The following is a 21368-nucleotide window of genomic DNA, read 5'->3' as shown; positions in this document are numbered from 1 at the left end:
CCTTATCCTTGCTGATTTGGATGGTCGGAATCCACCGCAGGCATGCTGGGTTCCGGTTTGAGTTTGTTCTTGAACTCGAAAAACAGCGTGCGGCAATGCAGGATCAGGATCAGCACGATCAGGCCAAACAGGATAGCCGCAATCGGTCGGTCGATGAAATCCAGCGGCGTTTTCACGCGCGCCATGGCGCTGCGCAGCTTGGTCTCCATGATGCCGCCCAGAACCATGCCCAGGATGATCGGCACAATCGGCAGGTCCAACCGTTTGAGGATCAGGCCGAACACCCCGAACCCTACGGCAATAGCGCAGTCGGTGATCGAGTTGCGCAGGGAATAGACCCCCACAAAGGCCAGGATCAGGATCATCACGCCAAGGAACCGGGTCGGGATCTGGATGATCTTGAGCAGCAGGTTGGTCGAGAACAGCAGGAACACCAGAACGATCACGTTCAGCAGGATCAGCGCCATATAGAGCGCCATGACGAAATCCATTTGGTTTTCGAACAGTTGCGGGCCGGGGATCACGTTGTGGACATAGAACACCGACAGCATCATCGCCGTCAGCGCCTCGCCCGGAATACCCAATGCCAGCAGCGGGATCATCGCCGCGCCGGGCACGGCGTTATTCGCTGCTTCGGACGCCACCAGACCCTCGGGCGAGCCGTCGCCGAATTTCTCGGGCTCTTTCGAGGTCTTCTGGGCATAGGTGTAGGACAGGAACTGCGAGGTGAATTCGCCCGTGCCCGGCACCATGCCCATGAAAACGCCGATGCTCGAGGACACCGTGGCGATGCGTTTGATGCCCAGCAATTCCTTGAGGCCGGCAAACATGTTGCCGCTGACATGGGTATCGCCCGGGGCGTGGTTCTTTTCCAGAAGCAGCAGGAAGGACTGGCTGATCGCAAAGAGGCCCAGGACGACCACGATCAGGTCGACGCCCGAGGACAGCCAGCTTTGGTCAAAGGTGAAGCGCTTGGTGTATTTGACCGGCTCAAGCCCGATCGTGTTCAGGAAGATACCGAAAGCGGCCAGCATCCCGGCGGCAAAGATCTGCCCCCGATGCGCCAGTACGACCAGAACGATGCCCAGCAGGGCTGCCAGGAAAATCTCGCGGCTACCGAAATGCGGAGCAACAAGGGCCAGCACCGGCGACAGCACCATCAGGCAGATGATCGCGAAGACACCGCCAAAGAACGAAGCCGAATAGGCCAGCGCCAGCGCGCGATGCCCCTGCCCGCGTTTCGTCATCGGGTAGCCGTCATAGGTGGTCAGCGCGTTGACCGCGGTGCCGGGCGTGTTGATCAGAATGGCCGGGATGGCGCCGCCATACATCGACGAGCCATAGATGCCCAACAGCAAGGTCAGGCCCACTATGGGCTCGAACGCAAAGGTGGCGGGCAACAGGATGGCGATGGCGACAGCCGCGCCAACGCCGGGCAGCGCGCCAATGATGACACCACCGATCGAACCGATCAGCAGGGCGACGATCACCTGCCATTGCAACAGGATCGAAACACCGGACAGAAGCGTTTCCATGGTGGCCCCCTTACAGATAGGTCAGCGCAAAGGCGCGTACGGAATCAGGAAGGTATTCGTAGACAGCCCCGGCAGGGATTTTCACCTGCAGGAAGGCGCGGAAAACGATGGTGACGACAAAACCGAACAGGGCAGCAACACCGACGGCGCCCGATCCTCGGAAGCCAGCGCGCAGGGTCAGGAAGACCGCGAACAGCATCGTGGAAGACAAATAGCCAAGCTGCGGCACCAGTAGGACGTAGATCAGGAAATAGGCAACATACTCAAATGACCGGACCCAGAACCCGACCTCGGCCCAGCGGCCACTGATCCGGTCGGACATGGCCGAACTGAGCCAATGCAGAAAACCGAATACAACCATACACCAAACCGCAATCGTCGGCCACAGGCCCGGCTGCGCAAACCATTTGGTGCGTTTGACGACTTTGGTCTGCTCACCAAGCTGGGACAGGAGGAACACCGCAAAAGCCAGAAACAAAACGGCAAAAACGACATCGCCCGGTCGGCGGTATCTTTTGAACATGTCCTGAAGTGTCTTGGCAATCATCGTGGCCTCCTCCCATGAAAAAGGCGCGGAAAGTGGTTCCCGCGCCCCTGTATGGCGCTTACTCACCCAGGATTTCTTCAATTTTTGCGAAAGAAGCTTTGTCCTGTTCTATCTGCGCATTGGATGCATCCGGATCTTGCCAATAGATCAGCGCTCCGGTTTCCGCTGCCAGCTCTTTCGCCTTATCTGACTGAAGCGCCTTTTGCGCAGCAGCAGATATTTTCTCGCGCGCATCGGCGGGTGTGTCTTTATGGACGAACAGTCCATTCCAAAGGGCCAATGGCAGGTCCGGATTTAGTTCGACGACAGTGGGTGTTTCCGGAACCAGCGAAATTCGGTCGCCCCCGATGCTGGCCAGAACATTCACCTGATCGAGACACGGCAGCACGAGCTGCAGCGTCGTGTTGATCACATCCACGTCACCCGAGGCCAGCGTGTTGCAATCCAGCGCATCAAAAGCGGCTTCACTGGCAAAATCGAATCCGCTGCTGACGGCCGCCGCAAAGGTCACTTGAGTGGGTGGCAAAACAGAACCGAAATGTCCAAGGGCCACATCGTTTTCTTTGCCATGCTCGACAAGTTCGTCCCAGTTCGAGAACGGCGCGTCTTTGCTGGCTGCTATCACAAACGGATAGGTCAGAAAGATGCCAATTGGATCAAAGGGATTTGGGTTGAGTTCGGGAATCCCGATTTCCGGACCGATTACAGGAACACCAATGACAAATGAGCCGATTGTGTATCCATCTGCCGGGGCAGTCGCGACTTCCACCGCGCCAGGGAACGGACCACCGCCACCGCCGGGTTTGTTCACGACGGCGGCTGGAACGCCGTACATCGCCTGGAACTCATCGGCGATCATGCGGGTTAGAACATCCTCCAGATCACCCGGAGGCCATGGAACCACAAAGGAAACAGGCTTTTCGGGATATTCGGCCAGTGCTGCTGTCGCAGAGGCTGCCACCAAAGCGGCCGCAAGAAACTTCTTCATTTACACCTCCCAGTGTTTGGTTCATTAAATGAACCGTGTTAGCGATATTTATCTTGCTTTGTTAAATTCTATCTGTCAAGTATATGGTGCACCGGAGGAGGGCATAACAATGGGAACCGCGCTCAACGCTCTGAAAATGCTGGAATACTTTTCCAACTCACGACCAGAGATCGGACTGAGTCAGTTCGCGCGGCTTTCCGGCACCAACAAGGCTACCGCCCTAAGGCATCTGCGCGCTCTGGAGGAATTTGGCCTGATAGAACAGGATCAGATGTCCAAATCCTACATGATCGGACCCGCTGCGTTACGGCTGGCTGCGCTGCGTGAGATCGCAATGCCCGGGCTGGAAAGTGCCCGCATACACATGCGCGCCGCGATGCAGGAAGTCGGCGAAAGCTTGCACATGACTTTGCTGGAAAAAAACGTCCTTCAGACGGCGCTGGTTGTCGAAACAACAAAGCATAGCGTGCGCGTAAGCCTCGATCCAAGCGAAATCATTCCGGTAAATGCCACTGCTTCTGGCCTGTGTATGCTGAGCTTCGGTCCAGATTTTCTCTTGAAACGACTGGACGATGAAACCCAAAAACGTTTTACAAAAACCACGCTCACCGACCCGGAAATGATTCGCGCCCGTGTCGCACAGATTAAGCAGGCCGGTTGGGCCAACAGCAATGGCAGCTATGAAGATGGCGTTTCCGGCTTTGCCGCACCCATCTTCGGCATCGATCAATTCGCCGTCGGGACCATTTCCGTCGCTGTGCCCGAGATTCGCGCCACCGCCGCGCGGTTACCTCTGATTCTAAAAGTACTGCACACACTCTCGCGGAACCTTACCGCAAATTTCGGCGGCCAGACACCCGAGAGCTTTCCAACCGAGTTCTTGCCCTAACCGAATGGGTGGAAACAAACTGCGGAGACACGCGATATGAAAGACTCCAACTTTCTGAAAGAAAACAATGCCCGCTACTTCTGGCATCCGATGGCGCATCCCGCCGACAGCCAGAAGAACCCGCCCACCATCCTGACCGGTGGCGAAGGGGTCAGCATCGTCGATATCGACGGTCACAAAGCCATCGATGCCGTGGGTGGTTTGTGGAACGTGAACCTAGGCTATTCCTGCGACCCGGTGAAACAGGCGATCACCGACCAGCTGAACGCCCTACCCTATTATTCGACCTTCCGCGGCACCAGCAACGACAAGGCGATCGAGCTGTCCTATGAGTTGGCCGAGTTCTTTGCCCCCGACGGGCTGACCCGCGCGTTTTATACTTCGGGCGGTTCGGACTCGGTAGAAATCGCGCTGAAAATGGCGCGCCAGTATCACAAAGTGCGTGGCGAGGCGGGCCGTACCAAGTTCATCAGCCTGAAACAGGGCTATCACGGCACCCATTTCGCCGCCGCCTCGGTCAACGGCAACCAGAAATTCCGTGCGGCGTACGAGCCGATGCTGCCGGGCTGTTTCCACATCCCCGCCCCCTGGACCTATCGCAACCCGTTTGACGAAACCGACCCCGAGCGTCTGGCGCAGCTCTGCGTCAAGGCGTTGGAAGCCGAGATTGCCTTCCAGGGCGCCAACACCGTGGCAGCCTTTATCATGGAGCCGGTTCTGGGCGCAGGCGGCGTGATCCCGCCGCATAAATCCTTCATGCCGATGGTGCGCGAGGTCTGCTCGAAACATGGCGTGCTGCTGATCTCGGACGAGATCATCACCGCCTTTGGCCGCACCGGCAGCGAAAGCGGATCGCGCCATTGGGGCGTGCAGCCCGACATCATGACCACGGCCAAGGCCATCACCAACGGCTACTTCCCGTTTGGCGCGGCCATGATCTCAGGCGCGGTGGCCGAAGTGTTCGAAAGCGACACCACTGGCAAGGCTTCGGTCGATCAGGGCTATACCTATTCCGGCCACCCCGTCGGGGCTGCGGCAGCACTGGCTGCTTTGTCGGAAATCAAACGCCTGAACGTCTGTGAAAACGCCGCCGCACGCGGGGATGAGCTGTTTGCCGGTCTGAAAAAACTGGCCGAAAAACACAACGTGATCGGGGATGTGCGCGGGGGCGAAGGCCTGATGTGTGCGCTGGAACTGGTCTCGGACCGCACCACCAAGGCGCCGATTGCCAAGCACCTGCCGCTGCAGGTCCAGAAGACCGCTTATGAGGATGGCGTTATGGTCCGCGTGTCGGGCAACAACATCATCCTGTCGCCGCCGCTGGTCATCACATCGGACGATGTGGCCAAGATCCTGTCGGCGCTGGATACCGGTCTGGCCAGCCTCTAAGCCCCTCTCTGGCCGCGCAGATCCAGCGCGGCCAGTCCACCGGCACCCCTTTGAGCCCACGCTTTGCATCCCGTTCAGATATCGCCCGTGACGCCTGCCGACGCCGAATCCGTCGCCGGGTTGGTGTTCCTGCTGCTGAACGAACTGACCTCCGGTCAGGGCCCGGACAGGGCTGAAATGGCAACCATTGCGGATCGGGTTCTGCGTCTGGACAGCGTGTTCGGTTGTCTGGCGGTGGTCGACGACATCCCGGCTGGCGTCATCCTGCTGAACGAACGCGCCGCGATCTATGCGGGCGGCAGGTTCGGTGAGATTTCCGAGTTGTTTGTGCGGCGCGAATATCGCTCAGGCGGCGTTGCCCGTCATCTGGTCGAAGCCGCAAAACACCTTGCGAGAACGCGAGATTGGCCACGGCTTGAGGTTGACGCTCCACCCCAGCCGGACTGGGCGCGCAGCCTGCAGTTCTTTCTGCGGGAAGAGTTCGAGCGGGTCGGCCCCAGACTGAGTCTTCTGGCCTCCGCGCCATAAGCGTTACCCGCCACCCCGGTTCCGCCGCGCAGATGCGCGGCTAGGGGAAGTGTCAGACCCGAACGCCCTGCAGTTCTTCCAGCAATTCCAGTAGGTTATCCAGTTTTTCACGGCCCATCTGTGCCTCGATGCTGTCGACGATTGCTTGCGATGTTGCAAGGTTGTTGGCCAGAATGCATCGCCCATCGTCGGTAATCTTCACCATGGTCCGGCGCCTGTCCCGGTTGTCCGGCCGGCGGGTGATCTGGCCCTCGGCATGCATTGTTCGCAAGATGCGTGTCAGGCTGGGCAACAACAGGCAAGCTTCCTTGGCGATGGTGGTTTGTTCAACTTCACCCAGCTCATCCAAAACGCGCAGGATGCGCCACTTCTGTTCGGTCAGATTGATGTCCTGCAACATATCGCGGATCGGCGCCATCACCGTCTCACGCGCGCGCAACAACGCAATCGGAAGAGAACGGGATGTGGCTTGTTTATAGGTTTTTATGCTCATGCTGCCTCATAGAACGTCGCTGTAAGAATTGCAAAGGTTAACAAAGCAAGCTATTGACCGGTGTCCAACATAATGATAAACATGTTAACTACCAAAAGGAGGAAACATGCCACATTTTCACGTCGATTACTCCGGTAATCTGGAAGACACGGTCGACATGGGTGGCTTGTGCGAATGCATCCGAGCAACGGCGGCGGGGATCGACACCTTTCCCATGCCGGGCATCCGTGTCCGGGCCACGCGGGTCGATTATTATGCCATCGCCGATGGTGACACCGAGCATGGGTTCATCGACATCTCGATCCGCCTGCGCGGCGGGCGGCCCGACGGTGTCAAAAAGGACGCCACCGCGCGCATCTTTGATGCGGTCAAGGCGTATCTGGCCCCGGCCTTCTCACACCATTCTATCGCGCTCTCACTTGAGATGCGCGATATCGACCCGGACCTTTCACCCAAGATTGGAAATATCCGGGATCACTTGGCGACCACGCAGGAGGCCTGACGCATGAGCGCTCTGGACACAAATATAGAAAAACTGACTGGATTTCTGGCCCGTTTCAAAGAAACCGGCATCAAGAACCGCATCGCGGGCGAAGACCGCGACGGCGGCGCGGGTGTTTTCCAGTCCACCTCGCCGGTCGACAAATCGGTGATCTGCGACGTGGCGCACGGCACCGCCGACGACGTTGACGCCGCCGCCAAGGCAGCCCACTCCGCCTATCTCGAATGGCGCGACAAGCCCGCGACCGAGCGTCGCCGCATCCTGCTGAACGTGGCCGACGCCATCGAAGCCCGCGCGGATGAAATCGCGCTGTGCGAATGCTGGGACACCGGCCAGACCATGCGCTTCATGTCCAAGGCGGCGCTGCGCGGGGCCGAGAACTTCCGCTTTTTTGCCGATCAGGTGGTCCAGGCCCGCGACGGCCAGCACCTGAAATCGCCGACACTGATGAACGTCACCACCCGTGTTCCGATCGGCCCGGTGGGCGTGATCACCCCCTGGAACACGCCGTTCATGCTGTCGACCTGGAAGATTGCCCCGGCGCTGGCCGCAGGCTGCACCGTGGTTCACAAACCGGCCGAAGACAGCCCCCTCTCGGCCCGCCTGCTGGTCGAGATCGCGGAAGAGGCCGGTCTGCCCAAGGGCGTGCTGAACACTGTCAACGGCTTTGGCCCCGACGCGGGCAAAGCGCTGACAGAACACCCCCTGATCAAGGCCATCGCCTTTGTCGGCGAAAGCCGAACTGGCGCCATCATCACCAAACAGGGTGCCGATACGCTCAAGCGGATGCATCTGGAACTGGGCGGCAAGAACCCAGTCACCGTCTTTGAAGATGCCGATCTGGATCGCGCGCTGGATGCGGTCATCTTCATGATCTATTCGGTCAACGGCGAACGCTGCACCTCATCCTCGCGCCTGCTGATCCAGGACACGATCAAGGACGAGTTCGAAGCCAGACTGATCGAGCGTGTGAACAACATCAAGGTCGGCCACCCGCTGGACCCCGCGACCGAGATCGGCCCGCTGGTCACCGAAGAACATTACAACAAGGTTACCAGCTATTTCGATATCGCCAAAGAGGACGGCGCGACCGTGGCCGCCGGCGGTGTGAAAGTTGGCGACGAGGGCTATTTCGTCCGCCCGACCCTATTCACAAATGCCAACAACCAGATGCGCATCGCCCGTGAAGAAATCTTTGGCCCGGTTCTGACCGCCATCCCCTTCTCGACCGAGGAAGAGGCGCTGGAAATCGCGAATGACACGCCTTACGGCTTGACCGGCTATGTCTGGACCAACGACCTGACCCGCGCCCTGCGCTTTACCGACAAGCTCGAAGCCGGGATGATCTGGGTGAACTCGGAAAACGTTCGCCACCTGCCGACACCCTTCGGTGGCGTCAAGGCATCCGGCATCGGCCGCGACGGCGGCGACTGGTCCTTCGAGTTCTACATGGAGCAAAAGCATATCGGCTTTGCCACCGGTAAGCACAAGATCATGCAACTGGGCAAGTAACCCTCTGCATCGCCGGCCCTGACACGGGGCCGGCACAACCGAACCTGGAAACGCGCGCTTACCTCAACCTCCAGGAGGAGACAATGGGAGAAATCGTTCTCGCTGCCAAAATGACCCATGTGCCGACCATGCTCATGTCCGAGCAGGAAGGCCCTGTCAAAGGCGCCCGTCAAAACGCGATTGACGGGCACCGGGAAATCGCGCGGCGCGCAAAGGAACTGGGCGCGGATACGGTAGTGATCTGCGACACGCATTGGGTCGTCAATGCTGGCTTTCACATCAACGCCAACCATCATTTCGAAGGCATGTTCACCTCGAATGAATTCCCGCAATTCATCAAGGATCTGCCCTATGAATATGACGGCGACGCTGCCCTTGGCGATGCGATCGCCGAGATTGCCGAAAAGAAAGGCGTGCATACGCTCAGCCATCAGGTGGACAGTCTGGGACTGGAATACGGAACCCTTGTGCCGATGCGTTTCATGAGCCGCGAGGCCGATTTCAAGGTGGTCTCGATTGCCGCCTGGTGCACGGTCCACAGCCATGACGAAAGCCGCCTGGTCGGCGAGGCGATCCGCGAGGCGGTCGAGGCCAGCGACAAAAAAGTGCTGCTGGTGGCGTCAGGTTCGCTCAGCCATAAAATCTGGCCAAACAAGGATTATGCCGCAAATAATGGTACATTCACCATCAGTTCGGAATTCAATCGCCAGGTTGACCGTCACGTTCTGGACATGTGGCAGGCCGGAGATCACGCGACATTCCTGAAAATGCTTGGCGAATACGCGAATTTCTGCTGTGGCGAAGGGTCGATGCATGACACAGCAATGCTGTATGGCGCGCTGGGTTGGGACTCGTACGACGCGAAATGCGAGGTCGTCACCGAGTATTTCCCGTCATCGGGAACCGGGCAAACGAATGTTATCTTCCCGGTCACCTGAACGGTCTGACCGGCGCGCATCGCTAATTTGGAGTGGAGAGGATTATGGGAAAGATTGTTCAGGCCGCGAAAATCACGCATGTGCCAAGTATTTGGATGTCCCACACAATGCCGAAATACAAAGGCATCCGGCAACCTGCCATTGACGGCTATGCGCGCCTGCGGCAGGACGCGATCGACCGGGGCGTCGATACATTCATCATCTTTGACACGCACTGGATCACCAATCAGGGCTTTCACCTGAACACGAAAGAACACCACAAGGGCCGGTTCATCAGCCACGAGCTGCCGCACATGCTGGCGGATATGGAGTTCGACTATCGCGGCGATCATGAGCTGGGCGAAACCATCCTTGACGTTTTGCGCGAACGTGGCGAACGCGCCCTGGGCCATTCCCACCCCGACATGGGCATGGAATACGGCACGCTGCTGCCGATGTTTTTTATCAACGAAGGCATCAACGCGCGGGTGCTGCCGGTGGCGGTGAACCAATTCTCGTCCATTGCCGAAAACCGCGTCTGGGGCGAGGCCATCGCCGAAGCCATCCGCCGGTCGGACCGCAATGTCTCGATCTTGGCCTCGGGCTCATTCAGCCATGATTTTTCGCCCAACGAACGGTCGCAGGACGGGCTGAACTCGGTCAATGGCGAGTTCAACCGCCAGATGGACATGCGCGTGCTGGAACTATGGGAACAGGGTCGGTTTGAAGAATTCCTTGAACTTCTGCCCGACTACGCCAAGAAATGCGCCGGTGAATGCGCCATGAACGACACCGCCCTGCTGTTTGGTGCGCTCGGCTGGGGCAGCTACAAGGGTGAAATCGATATCTACACCCCGTATTTCGGAAGCTCCGGAACGGGTCAGGCCAATATCAGCTTTTCGGTCTGATCCCGGCCAATGATGCGCCCTCTGGCGGGGTCAAGATGTCCGGGGCCGGGCCGCGAAGGCTCGCGCCACCTAGAAAAGAACAACCAATGCGTGGGTGGCACCGACGCCGCCAAGGAGACCTGATGCGCTTTGCAACCTACACCGCCGATGGCGAAACCCTCTTTGGGGCAATCACCGATGACGGTGCGATTGCCCTGGATGACGCCTTTCCCGATCACTCCAGCCTGTTTGAGGTGATCGCCGCAGGAAAGTTCGATCAACTGTCCGCCGCCGCCCAAGGCAAGCCCGTCACCCATACCGAATATGAGTTTGAAATGGTGATGCCGGATGCCCGCCGCATCCTGTGTGTCGGCGTGAACTTCCCCGACCGCAACGCCGAATACAAGGATGGCAGCGCGCAGCCGAAATACATGTCGCTGTTCCCCCGCTTCGCAACCGGCTTTACCGGGCATGGCCGCAATTTGGTCCGCCCGCCGGAAAACCATACGCTGGATTATGAAGGCGAGGTGGTGATCGTGATCGGCAAGGAAGGCCGCCGGATCAGCCAGGAAGACGCCTATGACCACATTGCGGCGCTGACGCTCTGCAACGAAGGCACCATCCGCGACTGGGTCCGTCACGCCAAATTCAACGTAACCCAGGGCAAGAACTGGGACAACACCGGCGCCATCGGCCCGTGGCTGGTGCCCTTTACCGATGCGGCACAGCTGGATGACGCCCGGATCGTCACCACCGTGAACGGCGAAGTGCGTCAGGACGACACGCTGAACCGCATGATGTTCCCGATCCGGCGCGAGATCGAATATATCTCGACCTTCATGACCCTGCAGCCCGGCGACATGATCGTGACCGGCACCCCCACCGGAGCGGGCGCACGGTTCGATCCGCCCAAATATCTTGCACCGGGCGACGTGGTCGAAGTCACAGTCGAGGGCATCGGCACCCTGAGCAATGGTATCGAGGACGAGCAGGTATGACCCCCGAAGATCACGCCCGCGCTGCTGCCGATCTGCTGCAGGCCGAAGCCTCGCGCGGCCAGATCGGCCTGCTGACCCTGCGCCATCCCGAAATGGGCATGGACGACGCCTATGAGGTACAGAACGCCATCTATCGCCAGAAACTGGCCGAGGGCCGCAAGGTGATCGGCTGGAAGATCGGGCTGACCTCGAAGGCGATGCAATATGCGCTGAACATCGACATTCCCGACAGCGGCATCCTGTTCGATGACATGGCCTTCGATCACGGCGGCACCGTGCCTGCGGGCCGCTTCATCCAGCCCCGGATCGAGGCCGAGATCGCCTTTGTCATGAAATCCGCCGTGGGCGGCCAAAACGTCACCCGCGACGACATCATCGCGGCCACCGATTACGTGACCCCCTCGATCGAAATCCTCGACACGCGGATTCAGCGGGTGGACCCGGACACCGGCAAGGCGCGCACCGTGTTCGACACGATCAGCGACAATGCCGCCAATGCGGGCATCGTGATGGGGCCGCAGCGCCACGCGGTCGATGCGTTCGATCTGCGCTGGGTCGGCGCGCTGACCTTCCGCAACGGCGAGATCGAGGAAACCGGTTTGGGCGCGGGCGTGCTGAACGACCCGGTCGAAAGCGTGGTCTGGCTGGCCCGCCGTATGGCGCAATACGGCCAGAGCATCGAACCCGGTCAGGTGATCCTGTCCGGCAGCTTCATCCGCCCCGTCGAATGCCCCCCGGGCACGGAAATCCACGCCGATTTCGGCCCGTTCGGGTCGGTCGACATCAACTTTGCCTGAAGGAGCGTCTGATGCCTGCCCCTCATAACGCGTTCAAGGCCGCACTGGCAGCCGGTCAGCCTCAGATCGGGTGCTGGGTCGGCATGGCCAACGCCTATGCCGCCGAGATTGCCTCTACCTCGCGCTTCGACTGGCTGCTGGTGGATGGCGAGCATGCGCCGAACGATCTGCGCTCGATTCTGGATCAGGTGCGAGTGATCGAAGGCTCGGGCAGTCAAACGGTCGCGCGCCTGCCGATTGGCGAGGCATGGATGATCAAGCAATATCTGGATGCGGGCGTTCAGAACATTCTGGTGCCGATGGTCGAAAGCGGCGATCAGGCGCGCGATCTGGTGCGCGCGGTGCAATACCCGCCGCACGGGGTACGCGGTGTCGGCTCGGCGCTGGCGCGGGCCTCGCGCTTTGCGGCGATCCCCGATTATCTGAAAACCGCGGACGATCAGATCTGCCTGCTGCTGCAGGTGGAAAACCGCGCCGGGATCGAGGCGCTGGATGACATTCTGGCGACCGATGTGGATGGCGTCTTTATCGGCCCCTCCGATCTGGCCGCCGATATGGGCCATATCGGCAATGCCGCCCACCCCGAGGTCGAGGCCACCGTTCTGGACGCGCTGACCCGCATCGTGGCCGCAGGCAAGGCGGCCGGCATCCTGACCATGGACCCGGCGTTGCAGCGCAAATGCCTGGATCTGGGCGTCACCTTTCTGGCCACCGATATCGACGTGGTGCTGTTTGCCAAGACCATGCGCGCGGCGGCGGACAAGTCGCTGTCGCTGTTGCCGGATCAAAGCGTTTCGGGCACCGCCCGGACCAAGGCTGCCAGCAAGTACCTGCAACAGCTCTGCAAGCACTGGTCGCACAAGGCCGAGGTCTCATTCGATGCCGATCTGGGCAACGTGGCCTTTCCCGACGGCGACCGGGTGCAGATGACCGCCAGCGCAGACAGTCTGAAGATCACTGCAGAAACCGGCCCGCGCGGCGATCTGGCCCGCTGGCAGCAGGTGATCGAGGCGCATCTGGTTCGCTTCGCCTTTCGCGAAGAGTTCAAGATCGACTGGGCCGAGTAAACCGGAAAGACCTCCATGTCAGACCCTATTTATGCCATCGGCGATATCCACGGGCAGCTGGCCATGCTGCAGGACGCGCTGGCGCGGATCGAACGGGATGGCGGCCCGGACGCCAAGGTTGTCTTTATCGGCGACTATACGGATCGCGGCGCGGACAGCCCCGCGGTTCTGGACCTGCTGATACAGGGGCAGGCCGAGGGCCGGAACTGGATCTTCCTGCGCGGCAATCACGACCAGATGTGCGCGATGTTTCTGGAGGATTACCCCCGCAACGACGCGCGGCTGCTGCTGGGGTATCACTGGCTGCACCCGCGCATCGGCGGGGTCGAAACGCTGAAATCCTATGGCGTCGACGTGGCCGAAGGCGACCGCACCTTTCTGGTCCACGCCCGCGCCAAGGCGGCGGTGCCGCAGGCCCATATCGACTTTCTGCAGGGGCTAAAGCCCTATCATCAGGAGGGCGATCTGCTGTTCGTGCATGCGGGCATCCAGCCCGGCGTGCCGCTGGAACAGCAGGACCCCGACGACATGATCTGGATTCGCAACGAGTTTCTGGACGACAAGACCCAACACCCCTGGCTGGTGGTTCACGGCCACACCCATGTCTCGGCGCCGGAGCATCACGGCAACCGCATCAACATCGACACCGGCGCTGGTTACGGCCACGCACTGACCGCGGCCGTGTTCAAGGGCACATACTGCTGGATTCTGGAGAAGGACGGGCGCAGACCTCTGACGCCCTGACCCCTGCTACGCCGACATTTCTGCTTTAGGTGATTGCCGTTATGCTGGCCCCTGATTTCGGAAGAAGCTCGCTTGCGAGACATCAGAGGGTCGCTGTTAACTTCCATGAGCCTTTCGCAAAATGTTCAGAAACAGGTTTAAGCGACGCCCCTTGGATGCGCTTTTCCGGACAATTGCGGCCATTGTCGAAGAAAACTCTGTTTCCGGGCAATTGATCTGTCTGAGATATCCGTCTCTGACCAACGCCCGGGCTTTATGCGTCGGCACAAATCCCAGATACCGGCCTGAAAGAATCAATAAAATCAACGCCTCTTCATTTTGAACAAACGCGGACTTTCTGAGCATGAGCTTCTGATGAACCGCCATGTTGGGCGAGTTGAAACTTAATCCGGCGTAGTTGTATTTCCGCAGTTCGCTAAGCGGTATGTCGTCCGACGCAGACGGGAACAATTCGTGGTCTCGGCCGCAGAACAAGCGCATCTTTTCCACATAAAGATTGGTATAGGACAACATCGGAGACTGCCGGTGCAATGGTACGATGCCTAGGTTGAAACGCCCGTTTATCACGCCTTCTTCAATAATGTTTGGTGGTTCCATAGAAATATCTAGCGTAACGCCTGGAGCCTCGTCGATGAACCTTTTGATCGTCTCATCAAGGCTGGACTCCTCGTTGGAAGAGGAATGATCATGCAACGCTATGCGCAATTTGCCAGTCAGTTCGGATCGGACATCTCCGAACCCATTCTGGAATTTTTCAATTGCCAGAAACAATTCGGTTGAAGATTCTAGCACATACTGGCCATCCGAAGTCAGCGAAAAACCGGCAGCGCCGCGATGGCAGAGCTTTGACCCCAAACGCGTTTCTAGATCGGCAATATGTTTGCTGATTGTGGAGCGGCTGATGTTCAACTCAAACTCAGCAGCAGTAAATCCCCCACATGAGACGACTGTGCGAAAGACCTGAAGCAGTCTCAGGTCGACATCAGATATGCTGGTAATCGCTTTTTTCTTCGGCATGATTCATGTGTGCTTTTCTGCACGTTTACGTCAACTACTTTACCTTAGCTACACACGCCGATCAATTTAGTGTTCGTGCGAAGTGGATCTAATGGGCGCTTGTTCATGTTGGAACACTTTCAAAGAACCAATGTGCAGGAGGAGGTTTCATGACTCTGCTCAATAACATCAGGACGCTTGCAGCCGTTGCATCAATTGGCGCGCTCGCGCTGGCAGCGCCCGCAAGCGCAAAGAACTTTAAAATTGCAGTCGGTGACAGCGGTGGCTCCAGCCAGGAAGCAACCGGGCTTGCGTTCAAAGAAAAGCTGGAAGAATTGTCCGGTGGCAAGCACACCGCGACGCTGTTCCTGAACGGGCAACTTGGCTCGGAACAGGACACTGTGAACGATGCCGCAATCGGCACGCTGGACATGTCGCTTCTGGCAATCAACAACGTCACGCCGTTCTCACCGACCGTTGGCGTATTCACGCTGCCTTACGTGATCCTCAGCCTGGAAGATGCAGAGACTCTAACACAGGGTCCGATTGGCCAGGAGTTGACCGAAAACACCATCAACGACGCCGGTGTTCGCATCATCGCGTGGACGTATACCGGGTTCCGGGTTCTGACCAACTCGAAAAAACCGGTGAAATCGGTGGCTGACCTGGAAGGTCTGGTTATTCGCGTTCCCAAAAACGAGATCATGATCGACACCTACAAGGCGTGGGGTATCAGCCCGACACCGATGGCATGGTCGGAAACATTTGCCGGTCTGCAGACCAAAGTTGTTGACGGTCAGGACAATCCTTACACCACCATTAACGCAATGAAGTTCTACGAAGTACAGGACTACGTTACCGAAATTCGATACATCTTCTCAATCGAACCCCTGATCATTTCCGAGCAGGTCTTCCAGGACCTGTCCGCCGAGGATCAGGCAACCGTTCTGGAAGCTGGTAAGGCCGCAACACTGGCATCCGCACAGTTTCTGCGCGACAAAGAAGCCGAAATCAAAGCGCTGCTGGTTGAAAAGGGCATGGAAATCCATGTTCCCGAAAACGACGAAGCAGAGTTCATCGAACTGGCCACCACTGCAGTCTGGCCTAAGTTCTATGAAAGCATCGGCGGGGTTGAAAAACTCAACGCCGTGCTCGCCGCTATCGGCCGCGAGCCCGTCTCTCAATAATATTAGAAAAAGACTAAGAGAGCGCCGACAAGGCGCTCTCCCACTTCTAGGGAGGGGCACATGAAAACCTTTTTGGGGATCCTCAACAACATAGAAAGCTATCTTTGCCGGTTTCTGCTGGCGACATTTGTTTGTTTGTTGTTTCTACAGGTTGTTGTTCGAACAGTATTCAATTTCTCATTCTCATGGGTAGAAGAGCTGTCCGTCTACATGTTCGTTTGGTTCGTGTTTTTCGGCGCGAGCTATGCGGCCAAGATGGGGGCCCACAACCGGGTGACATTCCAGTTCAAATTCCTGCCGGATGGCGCGATTAAGTATATCGAGGCGTTCGCCGACATATTCTGGGTCGGCTTCAACCTATACTTCGTCTATCTTGCGCTGGACTTCATCTTCAACAGGATGAACCGATTCCAGTCCTCCCAGACGCTCGGGTTCCACCTCAGCTGGGTTTACATCGTTCTTCCCATTGCCTTCGCCCTGATGACCTTCCGCATCATTCAGGTGAATTACAAAAAGATCGTTCTGAACGAAGAATTACGTGATCCCGACAAGGTTGACCTTGAAGAGGTCCGTGCAGAGCTCGGCGAAGAAGGGAACAAGTAATGGGCACCGAGATTATCTATATCCTGTTTGGCGGTTTCCTCCTGTTGCTGTTCATCGGCGCGCCGATCACGGTTGCCCTGGGCGTGTCTACGATGATCACGTTCCTCGTGTTGGATGAAAACCCGATCAAATTCGTGCAGATCGCGTTTACATCCGTGGGGTCTTTCCCCCTGATGGCACTGCCCGCATTCATTCTGGCCGGTGCGCTGATGGAAGCCTCAGGGCTGTCGCGCAGGTTGATCAACGTGGCCGAAAGCTTTGCTGGTCCGTTCACCGGCGGGATGTCCGCAGCAGCGGTCTTTGCCTGCCTGTTCTTTGGTGCGATCTCGGGCTCGGGCCCCGCGACCACAGCAGCCGTGGGCATGTTGATGATCCCGGCAATGATCAAAAGAAACTACAGCCGCGATTACGCCTCGGCCATCACCGCCTCATCGGGCGGGTTGGGGATCGTGATCCCGCCATCGATTCCGCTGATTATCTTCGGCATCGCGGCGCTGGGTATGCCGCCCCCACCGGAGGCGGTCGCTGAACACGGCACCTTCCAAACCGTGTCGATTCCGAAACTGTTCATCGCGGGCTTCCTCCCGGCATTCCTGATCGCCGGTAGCCTGTTGCTGATGAACTATTTCCTGGCCAAAAAGCGTGGCTACAGCGGCACGACCGAAGGCTGGTCGGCGCGTCAGATCTGGTGCGAACTGTACCGTGGTTTCTGGGCCCTCATGGCACCGCTGGTTATTCTGGGTGGCATCTACTCGGGTTTCTTCACACCCACCGAAGCGGCGATCGTGGCCATCTTCTACACATTGGTCGTGGGCGCGTTCATCTATCGTGAACTGTCCTGGGAAAAGCTGTTCACCTCGCTTGAGACCACAACATGGCTGACCGGGCGGGTTCTGCTCATCATGTTCACGGCGACGGTTTTTGGCCGGTTGCTGGTGGAGAACCAGATCCCCGCCGTCATCGCGGATGGTATGCTGTCGATCACTGACAATATCTATATCATTTGGACGCTGGTCATCCTGTTCCTGCTGTTTGTCGGGATGTTCATGGAAACGCTGGCGACGATCCTGATCCTTGTTCCGGTGATGTTGCCGGTGGCCTACAGCATGGGGATTGATCCGGTTCACTTCGGTGTTGTCATGGTGTGTACGCTAGGAATCGGGTTTCAGACACCGCCGTTGGGTGAGAACCTGTTTATCGCGTCAGGTATCTCGAACATCTCGATCGAGCGTATTTCGGTGGCAGCCTTGCCGTTCGCTTTCATCAACACAGTGGCGATCTTCATAATCGCCTTTGTGCCTGAAATCGCGCTTTGGCTTCCAAGGTTCTTTGGTTATTGATCCGCGACTCTGAGGAAAAAGACAATGCTACCAAATATCGATAATATCCTGGTCGCAACGGATCTGTCCGAAAATGCAGACAATGCGCTACGACACGCGCTCGGCCTCGCAATTGCACATGAAGCAAAAATACATGTGTTACATGTCACCGAACCTTTGTCGCAGGATGCGATCGTCACCCTGAACATATTCATTCAGGATGACAAATCGCGCCAGCACGCGATCAAAGAGCGGCATGATGCAGTGAAGAAAATGCTCAAGCTGAATCAACAGGCCTTCCTGAAGTCGCTCAAACCCGAGGACCAGGAGACGTATTCCTCTGTATCTTCGGTCGAGCTTGTCGACGGACATCCGGCGGAAGCGGTTTTGAAGCGTGCCAAAGACCTGAACTGCGATCTCATCGTCATGGGTTCGCACGAACATGGAACCTCGCATACATTTGTGGGTACGGTGGTGAAGCGGGTCCTGCGCAGATCAACCATCCCGACGCTTGTGGTGCCAAACCAGAACTAGAAACCCGCTACATTGGGGCCGCAGTTTGACTTGCGGCCCCGGTGGTACTTACGTCGGTCAGGCGATACCAAAACCGAGGACGGCCCGCCAAAAGAGGTCGCTAAATTGCTCGCCCGTTAGACAACGTCGCAAGCCATATTCCCGAAATCAACCGGTCTGCCCCTGATGCGCTTTCAGCGCAGTCGTAAATCTTTGCAAACCCGGAATGTCATGCGACGCGGAAAAGGTGATCATCCGGACCGGCCAGCTGAGCTCTGATGTCAAAGGCACGGCACAGACATCATCACCCTTCGACATGCCCAGAATATCTTTGTCGACGATTGCACGACCTGCCCCCTGCGCGACCATGCGGACCAGGGCGGATTGTGTCTGAACCTCGGCTCTAACCTGAAATGAAACCTCGCAACTGTCGAACATGATCTCGACGGCACGGCGGAACGGGCTGCGGGATGCCAGCATGATCTGAGGGACCTGCGCAAGTTCGGCAGCCGAGACTCTGCGCGCCCCGGCCAGCGGATCATCGCGGGGAACAATCGCCACGGGTTGCAGGTCGGCCAGACGGGTGCAGGCCAGATTTGGGTCGCCGGGGTCCGAGGAGACAATTGCGCAATCCACCCGGCCTTCGCGTAACGCGGCCATCCCGGCCTTTTCGTCCAGAACATCGACATCCACCCTCAGGGCCGAAAGCTCCGCCATGAGCCTGCCGGCCGCCACCACAACGCGGGTTTCGGCCACCGCCGGGACCGTTGCCACACGCAAATGCCCTCCGGTGCCCGAGGCGATCTGGATTGCGGCCTCACGGATACGTCCCAGACCCTGATAGTGTTTTTGAACCGCCTGCTGCAAACTATGTGCCGCAGAGGTCGGTTCGAACTTGCGCCCCGACCGGTCGAACAGGGGCACGCCCATTTCTGCCTCAAGCTCAGCGACGACACGGCTTATAGCGGGCTGAGAGATATACAGCGCTTCCGCCGCCTTTCGCGTGGACCGGTGCCGATAGGCCATCTGGAAAAGCTCAATCTGTCGGGCCGTAATACGCATGCCGACTTGATAACATCTACGTATCAACAAATACAATAAGATGATTTTTGATTAAGATCGGCGGGCGTTACCGTTCGGTGCATGAACTTCGAAACAATGGATCGAACCGTGCCCGCTGACCTGCTGATCTTGTTGCTTGCCATTGTAACAGGCGCCGCGATTCAGGTTGGGGTCGGGATCGGGTTCAGCATCGTCGCAGCGCCGGTGATGATGGTGTTGCTGGGCACGGCCACGGCTGTTCCGGTATTGCTGATGTTGAACACGCTCGTGTCGCTTGTCGCGTCGGACAGGCTTGTGTGGACAAAGAACAAGGCACTGATCCGGAATGCGGTGATCGGCTGCCTTGCGGGCATAGCCCTGGGTCTGTTGATTTACCCCTATCTGTCGGAACGCATGGTGTTGGTCCTTACGGGTGTTCTTTTACTTGTCGGCATTGCCACCTCGTTGCTGCCGCAGGAAAACAGGGTTGGCCAGCGGGGATTTCAGGCCATCTCGGGCCTGTCCGGCCTGGCCACCGTTTGGGCCGCGACCCCCGGACCTTTGATGATTCTGGGTTTTCTGGCCTCGGGTCGCAAACCGCACGAAGCGCGTCGGCTGGTGCAGCCCGTGGCGCTGATCGCATATGGGGCCGCCTTTGCGTTGCACTGCCTGTCAGACTGGGCAACCTTTGCCGGAGCTCCGTGGCTTTGGCCCTTTGTCGCGGCCACGATTGCGGGCAGTCTGCTTGGCCGCGTGATCGGCCCGCTGCTGCCACAGCAGGCCATTACCCACGCCATTCGGTTGATCTCGATCCTCGCCTGCGCGGCCCTGTTCCGCCGTGCCTATCTGGTTGGATGACACATGATAACTGCGAACACGAATATCGACCTGAAACTGTCCCAGTTTCCCCGCGCGCGTCTGATGACCGAGGTCACTCCGGTCGAAAGGCTGGATCGCCTGTCGGACCGCCTTGGCATAGACCTCTGGCTGAAGCGCGACGACCTGACCGGTCTCAGCTTTGGCGGCAACAAGACCCGCCAGCTGGAGTTCTATTTTGGCGAAGCGCTGCAACAGCGGGCCGACACCGTTCTGATAACCGGGGCCGTACAGTCCAACTTTGTGCGAACGGCAGCCGCTGCCGCCGCCCGTCTGGGGATGAAATCCGTTCTGCAACTGGAAGAACGGGTGCCTGGGATGGGACAGCAATATTACCGATCGGGCAATGTTCTGCTGGCCAAATTACTAGGCGCGGAACATATGCGGTTTCCAGTGGGTGAAGATGAGGTCGGCGCGGACAATGCCCTGCATGAACGGGCGGATCAGCTGATTGCCAAAGGCCACCGGCCCTATGTGATCCACCTCGGGATCGACCACCCGCCATTGGGGGCATTGGGCTATGTGCAGGGCGGCGCGGAACTGGGCGCGCAGATCGGCGATTTTGATGCCGCGGTCGTGCCTTCGGGCAGCGGCTCGACCCATGGCGGGTTTCTGACAGGGCTGCGGCTGTCCGGGGCGCAAGCGCCCGTCTATGGCATCTGTGTGCGCCGCGATCAGGATCAGCAGCGCGCGCGCATGGAAAAAGTCCTGAGCAAACTGGCCGCCCTGATGGATTTCGACCCGGCGATCGTCCTGAACGGCATCAACGCCTGGGATGGCGCGCTCGCACCCGGATATGGGCAGGTCGGGGACAGCACTCGTGACGCCCTGACCCTGATGGCGCGTACCGAAGGCATCTTTCTGGACCCGGTTTATTCCGCCAAGACCTTTGCCGGTCTGATCGGACTGCTGGACGAGGGCGTGATCCGCAAGGGCCAAAAGGTCGTCCTGCTCCATACCGGAGGGTTGCCGGCGCTGTTCGGATACCAGGAAAAGTTTGGATCGATCTGAATTTATCCGGTGTTCTGACACCATCCAAA

Annotated in this window: 23 protein-coding genes; 17 read left to right on the top strand and 6 right to left on the bottom strand. The window is 58.4% G+C overall.

Annotated elements, in window-relative coordinates:
- Positions 1–2: 2 nt before the first annotated feature.
- The 3 genes from ACR0EZ_RS04285 to ACR0EZ_RS04275 are packed head-to-tail and all read right to left on the bottom strand — an operon-like array spanning position 3 to position 3070.
- The gene (locus ACR0EZ_RS04285) at positions 3–1535 is read right to left on the bottom strand and encodes a tripartite tricarboxylate transporter permease (RefSeq protein WP_480611332.1); all 1533 of its coding nucleotides are present in this window, start codon (positions 1533–1535) and stop codon (positions 3–5) included.
- A 10-nt stretch (positions 1536–1545) separates the two neighbouring features.
- A complete protein-coding gene (locus ACR0EZ_RS04280) occupies positions 1546–2082 on the bottom strand; it encodes a tripartite tricarboxylate transporter TctB family protein (protein WP_480611330.1) in 537 nt (178 codons plus the stop codon).
- A 58-nt stretch (positions 2083–2140) separates the two neighbouring features.
- Entirely contained in the window at positions 2141–3070 is a 930-nt protein-coding gene (locus tag ACR0EZ_RS04275) for a tripartite tricarboxylate transporter substrate binding protein (protein ID WP_480611328.1), read from the bottom strand.
- A 109-nt stretch (positions 3071–3179) separates the two neighbouring features.
- Here ACR0EZ_RS04275 and ACR0EZ_RS04270 point away from each other — a divergent pair, with 109 nt between their 5' ends.
- The 3 genes from ACR0EZ_RS04270 to ACR0EZ_RS04260 all read left to right on the top strand — a co-directional run bounded on the left by ACR0EZ_RS04270 (position 3180) and on the right by ACR0EZ_RS04260 (position 5876).
- Complete coding sequence (locus ACR0EZ_RS04270) at positions 3180–3959, top strand: IclR family transcriptional regulator (RefSeq protein WP_480611326.1); 780 nt, start codon at positions 3180–3182, stop codon at positions 3957–3959.
- Positions 3960–3995: 36 nt separating this feature from the next.
- Positions 3996–5348, top strand: coding sequence for an aminotransferase class III-fold pyridoxal phosphate-dependent enzyme (locus ACR0EZ_RS04265; RefSeq protein WP_480611323.1), 1353 nt, complete (start codon positions 3996–3998; stop codon positions 5346–5348).
- 87 nt (positions 5349–5435) lie between these two features.
- A complete protein-coding gene (locus tag ACR0EZ_RS04260; protein WP_480611321.1) occupies positions 5436–5876 on the top strand; it encodes a GNAT family N-acetyltransferase in 441 nt (146 codons plus the stop codon).
- Positions 5877–5928: 52 nt separating this feature from the next.
- Here ACR0EZ_RS04260 and hpaR read toward each other — a convergent pair whose 3' ends face one another.
- Positions 5929–6369: a homoprotocatechuate degradation operon regulator HpaR gene (hpaR, locus tag ACR0EZ_RS04255; protein WP_480611319.1), complete on the bottom strand. Its 441-nt coding sequence runs from the start codon at positions 6367–6369 to the stop codon at positions 5929–5931.
- 106 nt (positions 6370–6475) lie between these two features.
- Between hpaR and ACR0EZ_RS04250 the strand changes: the two genes are divergently transcribed.
- The 8 genes from ACR0EZ_RS04250 (at position 6476) to ACR0EZ_RS04215 (ending at position 13793) form a co-directional block, all read left to right on the top strand.
- On the top strand, positions 6476–6871 hold the full coding sequence (locus ACR0EZ_RS04250; RefSeq protein ID WP_480611316.1) for a 5-carboxymethyl-2-hydroxymuconate Delta-isomerase: 396 nt from the start codon (positions 6476–6478) through the stop codon (positions 6869–6871).
- Between the two features lie 3 nt (positions 6872–6874).
- A complete protein-coding gene (hpaE, locus tag ACR0EZ_RS04245) occupies positions 6875–8383 on the top strand; it encodes a 5-carboxymethyl-2-hydroxymuconate semialdehyde dehydrogenase (RefSeq protein WP_480611314.1) in 1509 nt (502 codons plus the stop codon).
- Positions 8384–8466: 83 nt separating this feature from the next.
- Complete coding sequence (gene hpaD / locus ACR0EZ_RS04240) at positions 8467–9321, top strand: 3,4-dihydroxyphenylacetate 2,3-dioxygenase (RefSeq protein ID WP_480611311.1); 855 nt, start codon at positions 8467–8469, stop codon at positions 9319–9321.
- Between the two features lie 44 nt (positions 9322–9365).
- Positions 9366–10208, top strand: coding sequence for a 3,4-dihydroxyphenylacetate 2,3-dioxygenase (gene hpaD / locus ACR0EZ_RS04235; RefSeq protein ID WP_480611308.1), 843 nt, complete (start codon positions 9366–9368; stop codon positions 10206–10208).
- 122 nt (positions 10209–10330) lie between these two features.
- Positions 10331–11185, top strand: coding sequence for a fumarylacetoacetate hydrolase family protein (locus ACR0EZ_RS04230; RefSeq protein ID WP_480611305.1), 855 nt, complete (start codon positions 10331–10333; stop codon positions 11183–11185).
- A complete protein-coding gene (hpaH, locus tag ACR0EZ_RS04225) occupies positions 11182–11982 on the top strand; it encodes a 2-oxo-hept-4-ene-1,7-dioate hydratase (protein ID WP_480611302.1) in 801 nt (266 codons plus the stop codon). The genes ACR0EZ_RS04230 and hpaH overlap by 4 nt, the downstream gene beginning before the upstream one ends.
- An 11-nt stretch (positions 11983–11993) precedes the next feature.
- Entirely contained in the window at positions 11994–13049 is a 1056-nt protein-coding gene (locus ACR0EZ_RS04220) for an aldolase/citrate lyase family protein (protein WP_480611299.1), read from the top strand.
- Between the two features lie 15 nt (positions 13050–13064).
- Positions 13065–13793, top strand: a complete 729-nt coding sequence (locus ACR0EZ_RS04215; RefSeq protein WP_480611296.1) for a metallophosphoesterase family protein — start codon at positions 13065–13067, stop codon at positions 13791–13793.
- Between the two features lie 96 nt (positions 13794–13889).
- Here ACR0EZ_RS04215 and ACR0EZ_RS04210 read toward each other — a convergent pair whose 3' ends face one another.
- Complete coding sequence (locus tag ACR0EZ_RS04210) at positions 13890–14810, bottom strand: LysR family transcriptional regulator (protein WP_480611294.1); 921 nt, start codon at positions 14808–14810, stop codon at positions 13890–13892.
- A 149-nt stretch (positions 14811–14959) separates the two neighbouring features.
- Between ACR0EZ_RS04210 and ACR0EZ_RS04205 the strand changes: the two genes are divergently transcribed.
- From ACR0EZ_RS04205 to ACR0EZ_RS04190, 4 genes are read left to right on the top strand one after another with little or no spacing between them, the layout of a single operon-like run.
- Complete coding sequence (locus ACR0EZ_RS04205) at positions 14960–15976, top strand: TRAP transporter substrate-binding protein (RefSeq protein WP_480611291.1); 1017 nt, start codon at positions 14960–14962, stop codon at positions 15974–15976.
- A 60-nt stretch (positions 15977–16036) separates the two neighbouring features.
- On the top strand, positions 16037–16579 hold the full coding sequence (locus ACR0EZ_RS04200) for a TRAP transporter small permease (RefSeq protein ID WP_480611288.1): 543 nt from the start codon (positions 16037–16039) through the stop codon (positions 16577–16579).
- A complete protein-coding gene (locus ACR0EZ_RS04195; protein WP_480611285.1) occupies positions 16579–17919 on the top strand; it encodes a TRAP transporter large permease in 1341 nt (446 codons plus the stop codon). Before ACR0EZ_RS04200 ends, ACR0EZ_RS04195 begins: the two co-directional genes overlap by 1 nt.
- A gap of 24 nt (positions 17920–17943) precedes the next feature.
- Positions 17944–18432, top strand: coding sequence for a universal stress protein (locus ACR0EZ_RS04190; protein ID WP_480611282.1), 489 nt, complete (start codon positions 17944–17946; stop codon positions 18430–18432).
- A 147-nt stretch (positions 18433–18579) separates the two neighbouring features.
- Here ACR0EZ_RS04190 and ACR0EZ_RS04185 read toward each other — a convergent pair whose 3' ends face one another.
- Entirely contained in the window at positions 18580–19473 is an 894-nt protein-coding gene (locus ACR0EZ_RS04185) for a LysR family transcriptional regulator (RefSeq protein WP_480611279.1), read from the bottom strand.
- An 81-nt stretch (positions 19474–19554) separates the two neighbouring features.
- Here ACR0EZ_RS04185 and ACR0EZ_RS04180 point away from each other — a divergent pair, with 81 nt between their 5' ends.
- Positions 19555–20310, top strand: a complete 756-nt coding sequence (locus ACR0EZ_RS04180; protein ID WP_480611277.1) for a TSUP family transporter — start codon at positions 19555–19557, stop codon at positions 20308–20310.
- 3 nt (positions 20311–20313) lie between these two features.
- Entirely contained in the window at positions 20314–21339 is a 1026-nt protein-coding gene (locus ACR0EZ_RS04175; protein ID WP_480611274.1) for a D-cysteine desulfhydrase family protein, read from the top strand.
- The last annotated feature ends 29 nt before the right edge of the window (positions 21340–21368 follow it).

The organism is Ruegeria sp. AK4, from assembly GCF_056541025.1.
The sequence above is the reverse complement of the archived record's forward strand: the minus strand, read 5'-3'. Positions and strand labels throughout refer to the sequence as shown.